Source organism: Pseudoalteromonas xiamenensis (genome assembly GCF_017638925.1).
GTDB classification, from domain to species: Bacteria; Pseudomonadota; Gammaproteobacteria; order Enterobacterales; family Alteromonadaceae; genus Pseudoalteromonas; species Pseudoalteromonas xiamenensis.
Map to the genome: position 1 here is coordinate 824,436 of NZ_CP072133.1, position 17,597 is coordinate 842,032.

The window sequence follows — 17,597 nt, forward strand, 5'->3', positions numbered from 1 at the left end:
CAGACAGAAACAAACGGCCTCACCAAGCAAACGTAAACAGTACATTTAAGGTAAATAAACCTTGAGAGACAATTTGAAAGGCGAAGCAAAAAGCCTCGCCATCGTTGGAAAAACTATAACTTAAATCGCTCGACCAACCCGGTTAAGCGCCCAGCGAATTCGCTAAGCGATGCGCTACCTTTAGCCATGTCTTGCATCGCATTCGCATTTTGCCGTGCAGTATCCTGTGCGTCATTCATAACGCCCTCAATACTGCGACAGTCGCCCGCCTGACTATGAGCTGCTTCACTGACTCGGCTACTGAGAACAATTACATTACTCAACGCGCTTGAGATTTGTGTCATTGCATTAACTAGCGCATCGCTTTGAGAAACACACAACGATGCGTCCTCTTTGCCAGCATTAATCGCCGAAGATGCAATCGATGTATCTTGTTGCAAAGCAGCAATCATCTGATTGATTTCATTCGTCGAATCTTGCGTTCGGGACGCAAGCGTACGCACTTCATCCGCAACCACCGCGAAGCCTCGACCCTGCTCACCCGCCCTTGCTGCTTCAATCGCGGCGTTTAACGCCAACAAGTTGGTTTGTTCAGCTATAGAAGAAATGGTATCCAAGATGCTGCCAATATTTTGGCTGTGCGCGGTCAACTTAGTCATAATATTGACCGCTTCATCCATGCGTTTACTCAACGAAACAATGTGTCCGCGGTTATCATTTGCAATACGCGTCACTTGCTTGCCTTCGCTTTCCGCTTCGTGAATGCTATCCAAACTCGTTTGTGATTCTTGGCTGACCAACGAAGCGCTATGAGAGATACGACTCGCCAAATCCGTTGCATCCTTCATACGCTGCTGCTGAGTATTCGCATTGGAGGCGATTTCAGTGCTTCTGGACAACGACGATTGAGAGAGGTTTTCCAACTCATGCACCTGCTGATTTATATTTTCGAGCAAGCCTCTTAAGTTGTTTTTTACCTGATTAATATTGTCGATAAGCTGGCCAAACTCATCGTCGTTGAACTTATTCATTTGACGAGAGAAATCCCCAGCCGCAAGGTAATTCAGCATTTTATTGACCGCATTCAGTGGGCCAAGCATTGCTCTACTTGTTGATATAGAAATAAATGCCCCAAGACCAATAAACACCATCGCCAAGACAATTGCCATGCTTTTAGCTTGATCAATTTTTGTTTGCGCAACATCTTGATAATGCTCAAATTGCTCTTTTGCGCCCGCTTGTAACTCTTGAAGTGAAGCAATGACTTCATTGGCATTTGATTCAGCTGAACTATAGGCCTGTTGCGCTTTTTCAATCGCACTGAGTTTTTGTTGTTGAACTTGATATAACGTGCCTGGCGACGCTAAAAACTGCGTTACGTTCGCCATCGCACCATCATAGCGTTCTCTTAACTCGTCCATAGGCAGGCCTTGCGCCTGCTGCTGCAAGTACTGATAGTTGTTACGGATGTTATCCAATAAGAAACGCATATCATCTTGATGTTGGGTCAGTTCAGTCGCACTCAATTGACTGATTGCCTTACTATTATTACCTAGCGTGAATAGCATGTCGTCAATTCGCACACCCGTGCCCGCTACCTCTTCCAATTGACGCTGTTTGTCCGTTTCAATCAATTCAATATCCAGCATGGCGCCGCTTGCTTCATCTTTAAACTCAGCGAGTTTTGCCGTTGCTTGTGATAACTGTCCACGACGTTGTTCAACATCAAGCTTTGACGCAAACAACTGTTTCCCTGCTGTAGCCAAATTCTTACTTTGCTCAATGGCACTTTGCAATTTGCTTTGTAATCTGGGCTTTTCAGAAATAAGCGCGAGTAATTGATTTTGTTGGGATTGATACCGCTGCAGCAAAGATAAAAACGCTTGCTGTTCTTTTTCAAGTTCATTTTTCGCATTCTGACTGAATGCTTGGGCAAGCAGCTTACTTAATTCGAGCTGTTGCAATTGTAGTGCATCGGCTGCACGCTGAACGGGCACAGCCACACTTTTAACTTGATCATTCGCTTGTTGGATTTGAGTGAGCGCGATATAAGCAAGAATACACGCCAAAAGCAGCAGCGTGCCTAGCGCGCTGAAACCGAGCGTAATCTTCTGTTTAATAGACAATTTATTCAACATAATTTCTTATTGTTCTTGAGCTTAGCCCACTATGATACAAAGTTGTTAAAAATCCAACAACTTACTCTAAACATTTTTGCAATTGCACCATGTCTGTGCGTATTCAGTGATCTTAGTCAAAACTCGACTATATTGCTTGTCAGCCGGGAGATTTTCTCCTAGTGCTTTGATAAGCTTTGAACCATATATTGAAATTTGCAAGGAATCCCATGCGAAAAGAAGCAGTACTAGAGGCAAAATCCCTGTTGCAAGACGGTGAAATCGCCGTGTTGTCGACGAATTCAAACTCGATGGAAGGCTATCCTTTTGGCTCAATGGTACAATTTTTATCTTTAGAAAATGGGAATATTTGCCTATTTATAAGTGACTTAGCGCAGCACACGAAAAATCTCTCGAAAGACAACAAGCTCTCATTGACCGTACTGCAAAAGGACAAACTTGGTGCGGCGAATGCCGCCAGAATCACTTTACTTGGACAAGCAAAACGCAAACCGCGCCAAGACTCTCTCGAATCCATTGCACTGTTTTGTCAGAAGTATCGAGATGCCGAACAATATGCCGAGTTGGGTGACTTTTACATTTGGGAAATTGACGTTGAACGCGTGCGTTTTATTGCTGGATTTGGTCAAATATTTTGGCTCGAAAAAGAAGAATGGTATGAAGAGAGCTAAGCTCTCTTCTACACTTCATTGCCTTTAGCAAACGTTTATTGCCTAGACTCTAATATGACCTTTTAGCGAGATCACAGCTTGCCCACCGAGTACCACAAGGTCCTGAGTTTCTAGTTTCATCGAGACAAAACCGCCACGTTTTGATGCTTGGTAACCCAATAATTTTTCTTTTTTCAAACGCATAGGAAAGTACTTCGCAAGTGCACAATGACTTGTTCCTGTGACCGGATCTTCATCGACCCCAACCCAAGGTGCAAAGTAGCGAGAAACAACATCCACATCCTCTCGCGTGGCTACGGATGCAACCGTGATCCCTCGCCCAGGCAGCGCTTTGAGCGCACTAAAATTAGGCATTAACTCAAGCACGACCGATTCATCATTCACTATGAGCAATTGTTTTTCTCCGTAATTGAATCCCTCTACTAACGAGTGCTCCGCTAAACCAAGCCCGTCTAGGTACGGTTGTGCTATTTTCGTTGGTTCAAGCTCTGGCATTGGAAACTGCAATTCGGTCTGGTTTTTGTGAATTGAAGCCGTTAATTTTCCAGATAACGTTTTGAAACTGACTGAGTCACCTATCGACACTAAACCAAGCTCCTGCAGAACACACACCGCCGCCAACGTGCCATGACCACATAGCGCTACTTCCACTTCAGGTGTAAACCAACGCAGTGTGTAATCGTTAATGTTGAGGAAGGCCGTTTCAGATACCGCCATTTCAGCAGCAATCGATTTCATCATCGATTCATCAATCGATTTTTCTAACAAGCAAACGCCCGCAGGGTTGCCTCTGAACACTTCGTTTGTAAATGAATCAACTTGATAAATGGGTAATTTCATTGTCTGTCCCTATACGCTTTACAGGCTAACGTCATTTTATGTTGCTTGTCGACATTCACTTGAAGGTCGGCATTGTCCTCCAGTGAATACTGTCCCCAGCGGGTAAGACGTTCAAAAAACTGAATGAATTGGCTAATTTGCTGCGCTGACATACCTTTGCCTTTGATGTCAAAAAGTTGAGTTTCTTGCTGCAATCGCCATTCTAATATGGAATCGAAGGATTCTATTTTTAAAAATAGAAGATAGTCGATAAATTGAAACCACTCTTGATATTCGCAACTTAAGTGGTGATTGATACAACGCCGAAACGTGCCATCTGCATCAAACGTTGTTTCGAACGCATTCGTGTTTTCTGCCAGTCTGCTCTGTGTCTCTGGTTTTATACCAACGCACCAACCTTCAAAAATAAGTACATCGAATGTTTTAAATGGCAAGTCTTCAATTCTGTCGTCGATGCTTTTATCAAACCGAGGTAATGCGATAGCTTTACCTTGCTTGAACGCTGTAAAATCCTGAATGCCTCGACTAACTTCATGTGTTCCTGGCACGCCTCGCGTGTTGAACAGAGGGTGTTCCGTTTCACTCAGAATAAACCGCTGAGATTTCGACAAATAGTAGTCATCTATCGACACGACTCCTACCGACATCATTCGCTCATTCTCTAAGAATTGACACAGATAATCGGCTAAGGTTGATTTTCCGCTGCCTTGCGGACCATTGATACCAATAATGGGAAACCGAGGAGATGTGTCAATCTTTGCGAGTACGCATCGCGCGAGTTTCGTCGCTACGCTAAGATAGTCTCGCTTGAGTTGATGCTGTGAAAGAAAACGACGTTGCCAAGCTTGCATGAGCGGCCTCAAAAAAAGCCGCTGAAACAGCGGCTTTTTGATTAACTTAATTGTGCTTTTACTTTTTCAAAGGTGTCGGTGATTTTCTCGTTTGGCGCTGGTGTCAGCAAACTGACCACCACAATCGCTAGTGTCGAGACAATAAACCCGGGCACGATTTCATACAGCAAACCACTCAAAGATTGACCATTGATGGTGATTGGCGCGTAAATCCAGATTAGGACAGTTCCGGCTCCAGAAACCATACCTGCCAACGCTCCATAGAAGTTCATTCTTGACCACAGTAGACTGATAATTACAAGTGGTCCAAATGCCGCACCGAATCCTGCCCAAGCATTACTTACTAAGCCCAAAATCGTGCTGTCGCGGTCATACGCAAGGTAAATCGCAAGCACAGCGACCAATGCAACACTGATACGGCCCACCAATACCAGCTCCTTGTCAGACGCATCTGGACGCACGAAAATCTTATAGAAGTCTTCCGTTAATGAACTTGAGACTCACTAAAAGTTGCGACGAAATAGTACTCATAATTGCAGCAAGGATCGCCGCAAGTAAAAAGCCTGCGATCAATGGGTGGAATAAAAGTTCAGAAAGGATAAGGAAAATTGTTTCCGGATCTTCCACCACGATACCTTTTTGCGCGGCATACGCAGCACCAAACAAACCTGTAGAGACCGCACCAAGCGCTGAAACTATCATCCAGCTCATCCCAATGCGTCGCATCGTAGGCATGTCTTTAACACTACGAACAGACATAAAACGAACGATGATATGCGGTTGCCCGAAATAGCCAAATCCCCAAGACATTGCAGAGATGATACCCAAAGCAGAACCTGCACCAATCCAGCTAAGCATATCCGGATTAATGTTCACTAAGGTTTCGCCAAGTGGTGCATCAAGTAAGCTGTAAGTTACAGTTGGTACTAATATCAGCGCAATGAACATGATACATCCTTGCACGAAATCCGTTAAACTCACCGCTAGGAAACCACCAAATAACGTGTATAACACGACCACACCCGTTGTGACATACAAGCCTGTTTCGTAACTCATTCCAAACGAGTTTTCAAACAGCTTGCCACCCGCAACAACACCAGATGAGGTGTACAACGTGAAGAAAATGATAATAACGAGCGCCGAGACAATGCGCAGTGCATGGCCTTTGTCTTCAAAGCGGTTGGCGAAATAATCAGGAATGGTAATAGAGTCATTGGCTACTTCGGTATAGACACGAAGTCTCGGCGCGACGATTAAATAGTTACACCATGCCCCAATCACAAGTCCAATTGCAATCCAAGTACTGCTTAATCCTGACACAAACATCGCACCAGGTAGCCCCATTAAAATCCAACCACTCATATCCGATGCACCCGCAGAAAGTGCGGCTACACTCGGGGGTAAGCTACGCCCACCTAACATATAACCTGACGCATCGCTTGTTGATTTTTGGTATGCGTAAAGACCTATACCGAGCATTGCGATGAAATACACCGCTAAAGAAATCAGAGTACCTGTTTCCAATTCTTCCTCCTATTATTATGGGTCTCTTCCACAATCGCATGCTCTTTTAACCTGCATTGGGGAAACGACCTGTTACTGAACAAGAACACCCACTATAACATGCTCAAGCATCAGAACTCCAACCGCTGAGATGAGCCGTTACATTCTTTCAATATTCGGAACGATATTACCTGACCAATTCCCATACCAAATCATGGAATAGTTTCATAAAAAGAATGAAATCCTAGTCAGTTTGACTTATATTTCCTATTAAATTGTGAAGTATATTTTTGGATTTAGTGGTTTATGTATTTCTATGCGGCACGCCAACCAATTCTCGATGTTAACAAAAATTTAATCGGCTACGAACTACTCTTTCGTGATGGCGTTAGCAATGTATTCCCTGATATTGATGGTGACGAAGCAACGTCGCGTTTAATTGAAGGCAGTCAATTTAATTTCGGCTTAGAAGATCTCACTGATGGCAAGCCAGCCTATATCAATTTCACCTTAGAAACCCTATTGAAGGGCTATCCAACGATGCTTGGACGAGAACAACTCGTTGTGGAAATTCTAGAAACCGTGCAACCGGGTAAACGTTTACTGGCCGCCGTACAGGAGCTTAAAGAAAAAGGCTACACCATTGCACTTGATGATTATCAGCATCAAAAAGTCTGGCGTCACTTCTACCCGTTTGTTGATCAAATTAAAATTGATTTCTTAAACACAACGCTCGATACCATAAAAGAAATCAAAGCTGCGATTGAAGAGTTCCCCCATATTTCCCTCGTTGCGGAAAAAATCGAAACGTATGATGCCTATAAACAGGCTATGGACTTAGGTTTTACACTTTTTCAAGGTTTCTTTTTCGCTAAACCCGAAATGGTGCAAAGCAAGGCATTGCCGCCATCCGAAATGGCATTAGCCGAATTATTGTACGAGACATCAACGGTGGATATGGACTTAAAACGCGTGACGCAAGTGTTTGAGCGCGATGTCAATCTTTCCTACAAGCTACTACGTTACGCAAACTCAGCAGCGTTCAAACGCCGCGCTGAAATCTCAACCATTAAACAAGCGCTGGTTGTGTTGGGTAATGCTGAGCTTAAAAAATTCTTGTCGCTTCTGTTTGCTGCACAAGTGTCTTCAGAAAAACCAATAGAACTGATTAAGTTGTCGTTAACTCGAGAACTCGTTTTTGTGAGTTATTGGCTGAAAAACACGGAAAACTTAAAGATACCGGCACCGCATTTTTGACCGGCATGATGTCCTTAATGGACGCCATCTTGGATGAGTCTATGGATAGCGTGATGAATAAGCTCCCTCTATCTATCGACATAAAAGATGCATTACTTAGACGAGATGGGCAGCTAGCCGCTTACCTGACTTTAGTTATCGACTACGAACAAGCACACTGGGAAAAAGCCAACAAGGGCGCAAGCCAAATGGGGTTAAGCCAAGACGACTTACCCGCTTTCTTCCAAGAAGCGCTCCATTGGAGCCAAGAACAAATGGGTGTGCTTGAAGTTTAAACTGACAGTCTGTGCAAAGTCCGACAACATCGAACTTTGCACAGTACGTTAAAGTGGCTGTTTTGTTTTTGCTTCAGGTTCTTTAAACAAAAACGAGAGTCCGTCATACGCTGCTTTGTGTAACGCATCACCGTGATTGAGTCTCGGGGTAAAATTGAAAACCGATAGGTTTGTTGGCAAACTTTTCAACAAGCTTATCGTGTAGTTTCGTCGCATCTTCTTCCATTATCTTCCCCTCTTTACCCACCGCGATAAATACTCGATTAAACGACGCATTGCTCGTTGCAACTTGCTCAAACAAGCTGCCGTTGTCCCACCACATGCTGGGGCTAACGATAAGATAATGTGTGAATAACGTTGAGTGTTTGAGCAATACTTCCGTTGCAAGCAAACCGCCAAGTGACTGTCCCATCAATACTTTGATGTCGGACACACGATATTGCTGCTCCAGCAGAGGCATTAATTCTTGCGAAAGAAACTGGATAAACTCGGCGCTGTGCCCTGTTGTTGGAAAATCCTTTTTGTCTCGCTCATTGGTTGTTACAAACGTAAAATCTCGTTTTCTGTCCACATTTTTGATGCCAACGACAATCGATTCAGGGATGTGCTTTATCCATGGAAAACTCAAAAACTGCGTTAGACCTGCGATGTGAATAAAGTCTTCATCGAAGTCCACCATCTAAAACCACGACGACAGGGAAAGTCTCTGATAGACGGCTCTGGTATGCTTCGGGCAATCGAATATTTAACGTTCGTGATTCATGCAAAACGTTCGAATCGAAAGTAAGTTGCTCACCGACCACTAAATCGGCTATTTTTGCCTTAGGTACGACGGAGCTTCTGCATTTGCATGAAAGCAACCTAAGGCTCCAAACATAAACAGAATCAAATAAGGGACTGTTTTAATCATTATTGTCTAACCAATCAAGTGCTTCCATACGCGTTGCAAAAAACTTAACCTGACCGCTGATAAACCAGCTCGCCACTTTGCCAAGCCAATTTGCACTCGTGTGAGACTCCAACAACAGCGATTTTGTTGAACTCTTTCCCGTGCTTCAAGCCAAATTTAAAGTCATCCCACGCAGCTTGTAATTCCCAGCCTTGCCAATCACTTGCATCAAACAACACATCAATTTGAGGGTGTGAGATACCTGACATCGCATTTTCCAACATAGGAATAATCGTTTGATAATCGTCGTGCGTTAACTTGCCAACCGCCTTTAATGAAACAAATATTTGTGCATTTATGCGCTCAATGCCGATTGATAAACCATGAGTTTGCATAACAGACCTCCTTTGTTAAACCCACTATAAAAAGCAACGTCTCGCATGGAAACAAAAATGAGACAAAACTTTGCCTTACATCAAAAGAAATGAACCCCACATCACATCAAACTTAAGCGACGTTGGAAATTTATCTTAATAAAATCAGATAGCTGCTAGAAGGCGATATCTCAACGACCTGCCATTTTCTAAAAGTGCGACAATTTGTCACATCCTCAGTTACGTGTTGGTCCGATAAGATCGAATTTATTCATAGTGTTAGGGAATAAAAATGAAACGCTCTCTGTTAACAACAGCCGTATTGGCCAGCTTTGCTGCTTCTGTCACCGCAGACGAACTCGAAAAAATCGTGGTCATTGCCCCAATGCAAACACCACTCACGATTAGTACCGACCCCAAATTACCTCGTCAACCAATGCCTGCTCAAGATGGCGCTGATCTACTCTCAAGTATAGCGGGGTTTTCATTAGTTAAAAAAGGCGGCGCGAGTGGCGATCCGGTCTTTCGTGGAATGGCTGGCTCTCGTTTAAATATTGTCACGGATGCAGGCTCGACCCTTGGCGGATGTGGCAGCCGCATGGACCCACCCACCGCCTACATTACGCCGCAAAGTTTTGACACATTGACCGTTATAAAAGGCCCTCAAACCGTCCTATACGGCCCAGGGAACAGCGCAGCCACAGTCGTATTCTCTCGTGACAACGAACGTATGGAAAAAGCAGGGGTTTCTGGGTTTATGAACTCAGTTGTTGGTAGCTTTGGCCGCAAGGGGATAAATACCGATATCAAAGTGGGTAATGAAACTTACTTCACCCGTTTAACAGGTAGCTATCAAGAATCCGATGACTATAAAGATGGTAACGGTGATGACGTGCACAGCGCCTACGACAAATGGAACATGGATGCCGAATTCGCGTATACGCCAACAGACAACGAGTATGTTATTGTTAGTGTTGGAAAAAGCGATGGTAATGTCGCGTATGGCGACCGTATGATGGATGGCAGTCTTTTCGATAAAGAGCATCTTGGACTACGATTTCAACTCGCTGATCTCGGCTCATTTGTAAATCAAATCGAAGGACAGATTTACTATAATTATATTGACCACGTGATGGACAACTACAGTCTGCGTCCGTTTGTGCCCTCGATGATGATGAAGATGCCGATGGCTTCCAACCCAGACAGACGCACGTTGGGTGCAAAGTTCACATTCAGCTCTACCTTAATGGATAAGGCTACGCTCCAATATGGCGTGGACTATCAACGTAATGAGCATCGCAACCGGACCGTAATGAATGCGCAAATGGCAGATTTTAACGATTTCAACCGAGTTGAAGACGCTGAATTTCGCCAAACAGGTGTGTTTGCCGAGACTCGAATATCGTTATAAACCTAATCAGCAGTGGGTTGTGGGACTTCGTGCAGACGATTGGACAGCAACCGACAAACGCCAATTTCTCAGCTCCATGATGGGTTCAACACAAAACCCAACAGCCGATAAGTCTAAAGACGACACATTAATGAGTGGCTTTATTCGTCACCAGTGGCAAACAGAACAAACCTCATTTTACGCAGGACTTGGTCACACAGAACGTTTCCCAGACTATTGGGAACTTATTGGCGGAGGAAGAGCATCTGAAAGCGGACCAAATGCTTTTAATGTTGAGCCAGAAAAAACCACGCAACTTGACCTTGGTAGTGTTTTCAAAGGTGAAGCTTGGCAAGGTAGTACCTCCTTTTTCTTGAATCAAGTTGACGACTATCTTCTTATCGACAACAACTATGAAAAAATGGGCAAAGCTACAAGCGTAGTGCGAAACATCGATACTAGAAGCTATGGTTTTGAATTAGAGCTGCAAAAACAATTTGGCGCAGCATGGCAAGTTGCAAGCGCGCTCAGTTACGTGCGAGGTGAGAACCGTTCTGATGATGTGCCACTAGCTCAGCAGCCTCCACTTCGTCTCAAGACAACCATCACCTATCAGTTACAGCAATGGGAATTAGGTGCTCTGTTAGACCTTGCAAAAGGACAACATCGTGTCGCTATAGGCCAAGGTAATATCGCAGGACAAGATGTGTCTGAAACGGCTGGTTTTGGTACCGTAGCGCTAAATGCAAGTTATCAAATTCAAACGGATATGGTGTTGTCGTTTGGTGTAGATAACCTCTTTGACAAACTGTACGCGGAACATTTAAGTCGGGCCGGCAGTGCAGTAAGTGGCTACACGCAAATTGACCGAATCAACGCGGCAGGCCGAACATTATGGGCAAATTGGGATTGGCGTTTCTAACCTTTTTGCACCGCAATGTATAAAAGCAGCCTTGAACACAACAAAGCCTGCATTTGCAGGCTTTGTTTTGGTCTACTTGTCGAATTATTCAATCGCAATCAATTCAACGTCAAAAATCAATAAAGAACCCGGAGGGATAGACCCGACTCCTTTATCGCCATACGCCAAATTTGACGGGATAAAAAAGCGTACCTTCTCACCCTCTTTCATCAATTGTAAACCTTCAGTCCAACCAGAAATGACTTGATTGAGCTTAAAGCTAATCGGCTGTCCGCGCTTAACCGAGCTATCAAAAACCGTTTTATCTAGCAGCGTGCCATGGTAATGCACCTTGACTTGACTCGTTGCCGTCGGTTTTTGCGCGTCTCGATCAACGCTAACCAGCATTTCATATTGCAGCCCAGTATCCGTTTCATGAACTTCCGGACGCTGTTTATTTTCAGCTAAAAATGAGGCTTGAGCTTGATGGTTTGTTTGAGCGATTTGTTTATTTCGCGCACCTGCGCGCACAATCAAAATCACCAAAAAAACGATAACGGCAATTAACACAATATTAGTGGTGCTCATGCGTCTTCCTTCTCAGCTTTTTCCTCTTCTTCATCGCCACTCACGACCAGCGCAATTCGAGCCAAACGCTCTAAAGCCATCGCATTGATGGAGCCCTCTGGGTATGCACCATTAACCAGTTCACCCGCCTCGACATCCATGAGTAGCGTTAACGCTTCATCAACTGTGGCAACGGGGTAAATGTGGAATTTACCTTGCTCAACCGCTTCTATTACCTCATCTTCTAATACAAGATTTAAACAGTTTGAACTTGGAATAATAACCCCTTGCTCTCCCGTTAACCCTCGCAATTGGCAGAGTTTAAAGAAGCCTTCAATTTTCTCGTTTACGCCACCAATAGCCTGCACTTCGCCGTGTTGGTTTATAGAACCGGTAAGGGCTATTGTTTGTTTAATTGGGAGATGCGTAATTGCTGAAGTTAGCGCACACAACTCAGCCAACGAAGCGCTATCACCATCAATAAAGCCATAGTTTTGTTCAATAGCGATATTGGCACTGAGTGTGAGCGGGAAAGATTGCGCATAACGGTTACCAAGGTAACCGGTTAAAAGCATAACGCCTTTCGAGTGAATTGATTTACCTAGTTCAGCTTCGCGCTCAACGTCAACAACCCCCTCAGATCCTGCGTAAACAGTAGCCGTAATTCGCGCTGGTGTACCAAACGCCGTGTCACCAATATGCAACACCGTCAGGCCATTCACTTTCGCAATGGCTTTGCCTTCGGTTTCAATTAGAATATGCCCCTCTTTCACTTCATCAAGCATGTTCTCGCTGATTTGTCCTGTGCGGTATTGCTTACCTTTTATCGCTTCATCAATGTGTGTATCTTCAATTTCAGTGACATCGTCTTGGCGAGCGTAAAAACTGGCTTCTGCGACAAGCTCCAATACATCAGCAAAACGTGCCGAGAGTTTGGTTTGGTGTTCCGCCTGACGGTAACTAAATTTCAATAGACGCATCATAGCCATTGATGAAATCGACATCTGCAGAGTTTCTTGACAGTACTCAGCGACCTTAGTGATAAATTGGTACTGCACTTTGTCACTGCCCGGCAGGTAATAATCAAAATCCGCTAACACGCGGAACAATTCCCCAAACTCTTCATCGTATTCACCAATCGTGTAATACAGATCACGAGAGCCAAGTAAAATGATTTTCACATCAAGTGGGATCAATTGCGGGCGCAACGTAAAACTGCTGCCTACCGAAGAATCTTGGTACGGTAAATCCGCTTTAATTTGTTTGGTTTTAAGTGAAAGTTTAAGACCATCCCACACTTGCGAGTTCGCCAGTACTTTCTCAGCGTCCATAATTAGGTAGCCGCCGTTTGCGCGATGTAACGCACCCGCTTGGATAGAGCGGTAACTTGTAATGAGGGTACCTTGTGACGTGGCGTATTCTACTTTACCGAAGATATTACCAAACGTTGGATTGGGTTCATACACAACCGGTGCAGGATCACCTTCTTTGTACTCAACCAGAATGTTCGGTGCAAAAAAATCTGTCAACATGCCTTTAGAGTCAAACTCTTCTTGCTTATCTTCTGCACTTGCGGGCGTGTCCAACCAATCTAACACCGCATCAACGAGTTCAGATTTGAGATCTTTCAAATATCTCAATACCCCTAAGTTCGCTGCATATTTGTGTTCAAGTGCTTTGAGAAGTGGCTTGGTTGCCATTTCTATCGTGGACTTTTTTAGGTTTCTTAGTTGCTCTGACGATTCACGTTTCCAACGCGGTAACTCGATCAACGCTTCGTTCAGGGCATCTTCTAGCTCTTCAATTGCGGTAAAAAACTGCGCTTGAACGTGTTCATCAAGCGTCGCAAACTCTTGATCTTCGAGTTGCTTACCCTCGACAACAGGTGAAAACAACACCATGCCATTTTCTTCAATCATGGCGACGCTTTTTTCGGCGGCAAGTTGATCTACCCCCGTCATCGCCGCATCGTATTTTTTATCAAACTCGCGGTCGATTGCTTTTTTCTTACGTTGATAACCCGGGTTATCAAAGGCCGCAGGGAACGTATCGACAACTTCATCGAGTAATTCATCAATGTCGTCCGATAACTGGCGGCTTTCACCCGCATTTAAGAACATCGCAATGGGTTCACGGTGGTCGTCATAATTATTGACGTATAACCACTCTTTTGGCGTTTGACGCGTTTTGCTGTGCGCTTCTAACTTGTCTTTAACCATCGTGAAACGACCCAGTGCCGCTTCACCCATCACATACATATTGTAACCGGGCAGTTCCATACCTAACGCGAAATCCATTGCGGTCTGAGCACGTTGCTGACCAATAAAAGGAAGCGCCTCTGGATATGGATTAGTCATACAGCTTTCGACGTGCGTCAAAGACACTTCAGGTGCTAACTTTAACGCAGGCAAGGATTTGGTTTTTATCATTCTAAACTTCTTAATCGACTACGTATTTTGCGTTTGCAAAATACCTAAGGATGCAGAGCTTTCCGAACAAACAAAGCTTGCCCGCACTCTGTACAAGGCAAAACCGTTTGCGCATAAAAAACATCATAATTATGGCCACAATTTTTACATACTAATCGGCCTAAAGCTATCGAATCCCCCGCCTTATACACCCCATCATGCTCAAAATCTTTCAGTAGAGCGTGCCATTCTAATTGCGTACGGTCCTCGAGCTGAGACAATTCGTACCACAACGAGTCTTGAAACTCTTGCCAAGCCAGCTCCGAATATTTGTCTCGATGTGTGTTGAAATGCTCTAAATCACGTAACAAGTACATACGATATTCCGCAATCCTATCTGCTGAGAGCTTAGAAAAGGCGTCTTGATATTCCATAAACCGAGCGACTAAATCTTTTACTTCGTGCTCATTAACGTCCTTTAACCAAGTAGAAAATTGCTCAAGCCATTGTCGATATTCAAACATACCATCACACTCCATCTTTTTGCCTTTCCTTAGTTTTAGTTCGATTTCGCTATGATTACAACTTTTTGAAATGATGAGAAATATACAAAATGGGTAACCTAGTGGACGAGATAAACCTGACCTATCTACTGCTCTTTTGATTACTTTATTTCACTATGTGTAAACAGCGAATCACGCCGTTTACGCATCTGGAAACGACCGCCGTTTTGGTTTACTTCCTTCTGGCTACGAAACACTGCACTTGCTAGAAACTAACTCCTTTTTTACCGAAACAGCTCATTGTGAATGCGCTCCAGCTTGTTCGGATATTAACCAATCTTTTTTTGCACCATAAATTGACCGTTAAGCCCTGTGATCCGCGTTATTTTTCGGGTATGCTTACGGCAATTTTCGATTAATTTGCCGGAACTCTGGAAACATCAATGCAAGAGCAATATAACCCGCGTGATATAGAACAAAAAGTTCAAACCTATTGGGACGAAAACAAGTCATTCAAAGTTGTTGAAGACGAAAACAAAGAAAAATACTACTGTCTTTCAATGTTCCCATACCCAAGTGGCCGACTCCACATGGGTCACGTGCGTAACTACACCATTGGTGACGTTGTTTCTCGCTACCACCGTCTACAAGGCAAAAACGTTATGCAACCTATGGGTTGGGATGCGTTTGGTTTGCCTGCTGAAAACGCCGCAATCAAAAACAATACGGCTCCTGCAAAGTGGACATACGAAAACATCGACTACATGCGTAACCAGCTCAAGCAACTTGGTTTTGGTTATGATTGGGATCGTGAAATCGCAACTTGCCACCCTGAATATTACAAATGGGAACAATGGTTCTTCACGAAGCTTTATGAAAAAGGCTTAGTGTACAAAAAAATGTCTACAGTAAACTGGGACCCGGTGGACCAAACAGTACTTGCGAATGAGCAAGTAATTGACGGTCGCGGTTGGCGTTCAGGTGCTCTTGTTGAACAAAAAGAAATTCCACAGTGGTTTATTAAAATCACTGACTACGCTCAAGAGTTACTAGACGATTTGGACAAACTGGACCATTGGCCAGAGCAAGTAAAAACGATGCAACGCAACTGGATCGGTCGCTCTGAAGGCGTTGAAATCGATTTTAAGCGTGCTGATAACGGGGAAACGTTCACCGTTTACACAACGCGTCCGGACACGTTTATGGGCGTAACTTATGTTGCGGTTGCAGCAGGACATCCGATTGCGCAAGAAGCAGCTAAAGACAACGATGCAATCACTCGTTTTGTAGAAGAATGCAAAAACACCAAAGTTGCTGAAGCAGATATGGCAACAATGGAGAAAAAAGGTATTGCGACTGGTTTGTTTGCAATTCACCCGTTAACGGGTAAAGAAGTACCTATTTGGATTGCCAACTTCGTCCTTATGGATTACGGCTCAGGTGCAGTTATGGCTGTACCGGCTCATGACCAGCGTGACTACGAGTTTGCAACAGCGTACGGTCTTGAAATCAAACAAGTCATTAAGCCTAGCGATGAAAGTGTAGAGTTCGATTTATCAACGGCTGCACTGACTGAAAAAGGCGTACTTGTGAATTCAGGTGAATTTGACGGACTTGCATTCCAAGAAGCATTCGACGCAATCGCGACAAAATTAGAAGGTTTGGGCGTTGGTAAGCGTAAAGTAAACTACCGTCTACGCGATTGGGGCGTAAGCCGCCAACGTTATTGGGGTTCTCCAATCCCTATGCTGTCAACAGAAGATGGTGGTGAGCTTGCCGCACCTATGGACATGCTGCCAGTGCGTCTTCCTGAAGACGTTGTCATGAATGGCGTAACGTCACCAATTAAAGCTGACCCTGAATGGGCAAAAGCAACCTTAAATGGTGAAACGGTGTTCCATGAAACGGACACGTTTGACACGTTCATGGAGTCATCTTGGTACTATGCTCGTTACTGCAGCCCTCGCTACGATGAAGGGATGTTAGAGCCAGGCGCAGCAAATTACTGGTTACCTGTAAACCAATACATCGGCGGTATTGAACACGCCATTCTGCATTTGTTGTACGCTCGATTCTTCCACAAGTTACTGCGTGACTTCGGGCTAGTTAACTCAGATGAGCCATTTGAGCGCTTGCTATGCCAAGGCATGGTACTGGCAGAAACGTTTTATCGTAAAGACGAAAAAGGCGGTGACGTTTGGATTTCACCGACTGACGTTGCAACGGAAACAGACGAAAAAGGTCGTATCGTAAAAGCGTGGCACAAAGACGATGGTCAACCTGTGATGTCAGCCGGTATGGCGAAAATGTCGAAATCTAAAAATAACGGGATTGACCCACAGGTCGTAATCGACCAATACGGTGCAGATACGGTTCGCCTGTTTATGATGTTTACAGCTCCACCTGAGCAAACTTTAGAATGGTCTGATTCTGGCGTTGAAGGAGCATTACGCTTCCTCAAACGTGTTTGGAAATACGCTTCAGACGTGAACAAAGCGGGTAAGGCACAGCTTGATGTGAATGCATTAACTGCAGACCAAAAAGCACTTCGTCGCGAACTCCACAAGACTATTGCGAAGGTAACGGATGATCTTGAACGTCGCCAAACGTTCAATACGGCCATCGCTGCAATTATGGAACTTTCAAACAAGTTATTGAAAGCACCATTAGAATCAGAGCAAGACATTGCGCTTGGAAACGAAGCCGTGGAAGCAATTATCATTATGCTTGCCCCTATTACTCCACACATGTCACATGAATTGTGGATTGCACTAGGCAAAGGCAATGATGTACTTGATGCTTCTTGGCCAATCGTTGACGAACAAGCACTTGTAGAAGACGAAAAACTTATCGTTGTGCAGGTAAATGGTAAATTACGCGCGAAGTTGACTGTTGCCGCTGATGCAACTCAAGAGCAAGTAAAAGAGTTGGCTTTCGCAGATGAGAACGTCAATAAATTTACCGATGGTAAAGAGATCCGTAAGGTTATCTATGTACCGGGCAAACTACTTAACGTGGTGGTCGGCTAAG

General features: G+C 44.3%; 12 protein-coding genes and 2 pseudogenes. 5 read left to right on the forward strand and 9 right to left on the reverse strand.

Annotation, left to right across the window (positions count from 1 at the left end; translation table 11 throughout):
• Positions 1-113 precede the first annotated feature (113 nt).
• Positions 114-2,138, reverse strand: a complete 2,025-nt coding sequence (locus J5O05_RS04055) for a methyl-accepting chemotaxis protein (RefSeq protein ID WP_208843700.1) — start codon at positions 2,136-2,138, stop codon at positions 114-116.
• Positions 2,139-2,347: 209 nt separating this feature from the next.
• On the opposite strand from J5O05_RS04055, the gene J5O05_RS04060 reads away from it, so the two are divergent.
• A complete protein-coding gene (locus J5O05_RS04060) occupies positions 2,348-2,809 on the forward strand; it encodes a HugZ family pyridoxamine 5'-phosphate oxidase (protein ID WP_208843701.1) in 462 nt (153 codons plus the stop codon).
• Positions 2,810-2,851: 42 nt separating this feature from the next.
• Here J5O05_RS04060 and J5O05_RS04065 read toward each other — a convergent pair whose 3' ends face one another.
• The 3 genes and pseudogenes from J5O05_RS04065 to putP all read right to left on the reverse strand — a co-directional run bounded on the left by J5O05_RS04065 (position 2,852) and on the right by putP (position 6,024).
• On the reverse strand, positions 2,852-3,649 hold the full coding sequence (locus tag J5O05_RS04065; protein ID WP_208843702.1) for a PhzF family phenazine biosynthesis protein: 798 nt from the start codon (positions 3,647-3,649) through the stop codon (positions 2,852-2,854).
• A complete protein-coding gene (locus tag J5O05_RS04070) occupies positions 3,646-4,500 on the reverse strand; it encodes a kinase (RefSeq protein ID WP_208843703.1) in 855 nt (284 codons plus the stop codon). Before J5O05_RS04070 ends, J5O05_RS04065 begins: the two co-directional genes overlap by 4 nt.
• Positions 4,501-4,541: 41 nt before the next feature.
• Positions 4,542-6,024 (reverse strand): annotated as a pseudogene (putP, locus tag J5O05_RS04075) (sodium/proline symporter PutP).
• Between the two features lie 285 nt (positions 6,025-6,309).
• On the opposite strand from putP, the pseudogene J5O05_RS04080 reads away from it, so the two are divergent.
• Positions 6,310-7,535 (forward strand): annotated as a pseudogene (locus tag J5O05_RS04080) (EAL and HDOD domain-containing protein).
• A 127-nt stretch (positions 7,536-7,662) separates the two neighbouring features.
• Here J5O05_RS04080 and J5O05_RS04085 read toward each other — a convergent pair.
• Both J5O05_RS04085 and J5O05_RS04090 read right to left on the reverse strand, forming a co-directional pair.
• A complete protein-coding gene (locus J5O05_RS04085) occupies positions 7,663-8,214 on the reverse strand; it encodes an alpha/beta hydrolase (RefSeq protein WP_208843704.1) in 552 nt (183 codons plus the stop codon).
• A gap of 275 nt (positions 8,215-8,489) precedes the next feature.
• Positions 8,490-8,819 (reverse strand): SpoIIAA family protein, encoded by a 330-nt coding sequence (locus tag J5O05_RS04090; RefSeq protein ID WP_341874705.1) that lies wholly within the window; start codon positions 8,817-8,819, stop codon positions 8,490-8,492.
• 271 nt (positions 8,820-9,090) lie between these two features.
• Between J5O05_RS04090 and J5O05_RS21600 the strand changes: the two genes are divergently transcribed.
• Positions 9,091-10,209: a TonB-dependent receptor plug domain-containing protein gene (locus J5O05_RS21600; RefSeq protein ID WP_244369780.1), complete on the forward strand. Its 1,119-nt coding sequence runs from the start codon at positions 9,091-9,093 to the stop codon at positions 10,207-10,209.
• Positions 10,184-11,110 (forward strand): TonB-dependent receptor domain-containing protein, encoded by a 927-nt coding sequence (locus tag J5O05_RS21605; RefSeq protein ID WP_244369782.1) that lies wholly within the window; start codon positions 10,184-10,186, stop codon positions 11,108-11,110. Before J5O05_RS21600 ends, J5O05_RS21605 begins: the two co-directional genes overlap by 26 nt.
• 84 nt (positions 11,111-11,194) lie before the next feature.
• On the opposite strand, the gene bamJ is transcribed toward J5O05_RS21605, so the two are convergent.
• From bamJ to J5O05_RS04110, 3 genes are read right to left on the reverse strand one after another with little or no spacing between them, the layout of a single operon-like run.
• Positions 11,195-11,677, reverse strand: a complete 483-nt coding sequence (gene bamJ / locus J5O05_RS04100; protein WP_208843705.1) for a BamJ family beta-barrel-assembly machinery protein — start codon at positions 11,675-11,677, stop codon at positions 11,195-11,197.
• Entirely contained in the window at positions 11,674-14,085 is a 2,412-nt protein-coding gene (locus J5O05_RS04105) for a Lon protease family protein (RefSeq protein ID WP_208843706.1), read from the reverse strand. The genes bamJ and J5O05_RS04105 overlap by 4 nt, the downstream gene beginning before the upstream one ends.
• A 44-nt stretch (positions 14,086-14,129) precedes the next feature.
• Positions 14,130-14,588 carry a zinc ribbon-containing protein gene (locus J5O05_RS04110; protein WP_208843707.1) on the reverse strand — a complete coding sequence of 153 codons (459 nt, stop codon included), beginning with the start codon at positions 14,586-14,588 and terminating at the stop codon, positions 14,130-14,132.
• Positions 14,589-15,010: 422 nt separating this feature from the next.
• Here J5O05_RS04110 and leuS point away from each other — a divergent pair, with 422 nt between their 5' ends.
• Positions 15,011-17,596: a leucine--tRNA ligase gene (gene leuS / locus J5O05_RS04115; protein ID WP_208843708.1), complete on the forward strand. Its 2,586-nt coding sequence runs from the start codon at positions 15,011-15,013 to the stop codon at positions 17,594-17,596.
• Position 17,597: the final 1 nt, after the last annotated feature.

Excerpts from the sequence above, each read along its gene's own strand:
- J5O05_RS04055 (WP_208843700.1), bottom strand. The coding sequence starts at position 2,138 with ATGTTGAATAAATTGTCTATTAAACAGAAGATTACGCTCGGTTTCAGC.
- J5O05_RS04060 (WP_208843701.1), top strand. The coding sequence starts at position 2,348 with ATGCGAAAAGAAGCAGTACTAGAGGCAAAATCCCTGTTGCAAGACGGT.
- J5O05_RS04065 (WP_208843702.1), bottom strand. The coding sequence starts at position 3,649 with ATGAAATTACCCATTTATCAAGTTGATTCATTTACAAACGAAGTGTTC.
- J5O05_RS04070 (WP_208843703.1), bottom strand. The coding sequence starts at position 4,500 with ATGCAAGCTTGGCAACGTCGTTTTCTTTCACAGCATCAACTCAAGCGA.
- J5O05_RS04085 (WP_208843704.1), bottom strand. The coding sequence starts at position 8,214 with ATGGTGGACTTCGATGAAGACTTTATTCACATCGCAGGTCTAACGCAG.
- J5O05_RS04090 (WP_341874705.1), bottom strand. The coding sequence starts at position 8,819 with ATGCAAACTCATGGTTTATCAATCGGCATTGAGCGCATAAATGCACAA.
- J5O05_RS21600 (WP_244369780.1), top strand. The coding sequence starts at position 9,091 with ATGAAACGCTCTCTGTTAACAACAGCCGTATTGGCCAGCTTTGCTGCT.
- bamJ (WP_208843705.1), bottom strand. The coding sequence starts at position 11,677 with ATGAGCACCACTAATATTGTGTTAATTGCCGTTATCGTTTTTTTGGTG.
- J5O05_RS04105 (WP_208843706.1), bottom strand. The coding sequence starts at position 14,085 with ATGATAAAAACCAAATCCTTGCCTGCGTTAAAGTTAGCACCTGAAGTG.
- J5O05_RS04110 (WP_208843707.1), bottom strand. The coding sequence starts at position 14,588 with ATGTTTGAATATCGACAATGGCTTGAGCAATTTTCTACTTGGTTAAAG.
- leuS (WP_208843708.1), top strand. The coding sequence starts at position 15,011 with ATGCAAGAGCAATATAACCCGCGTGATATAGAACAAAAAGTTCAAACC.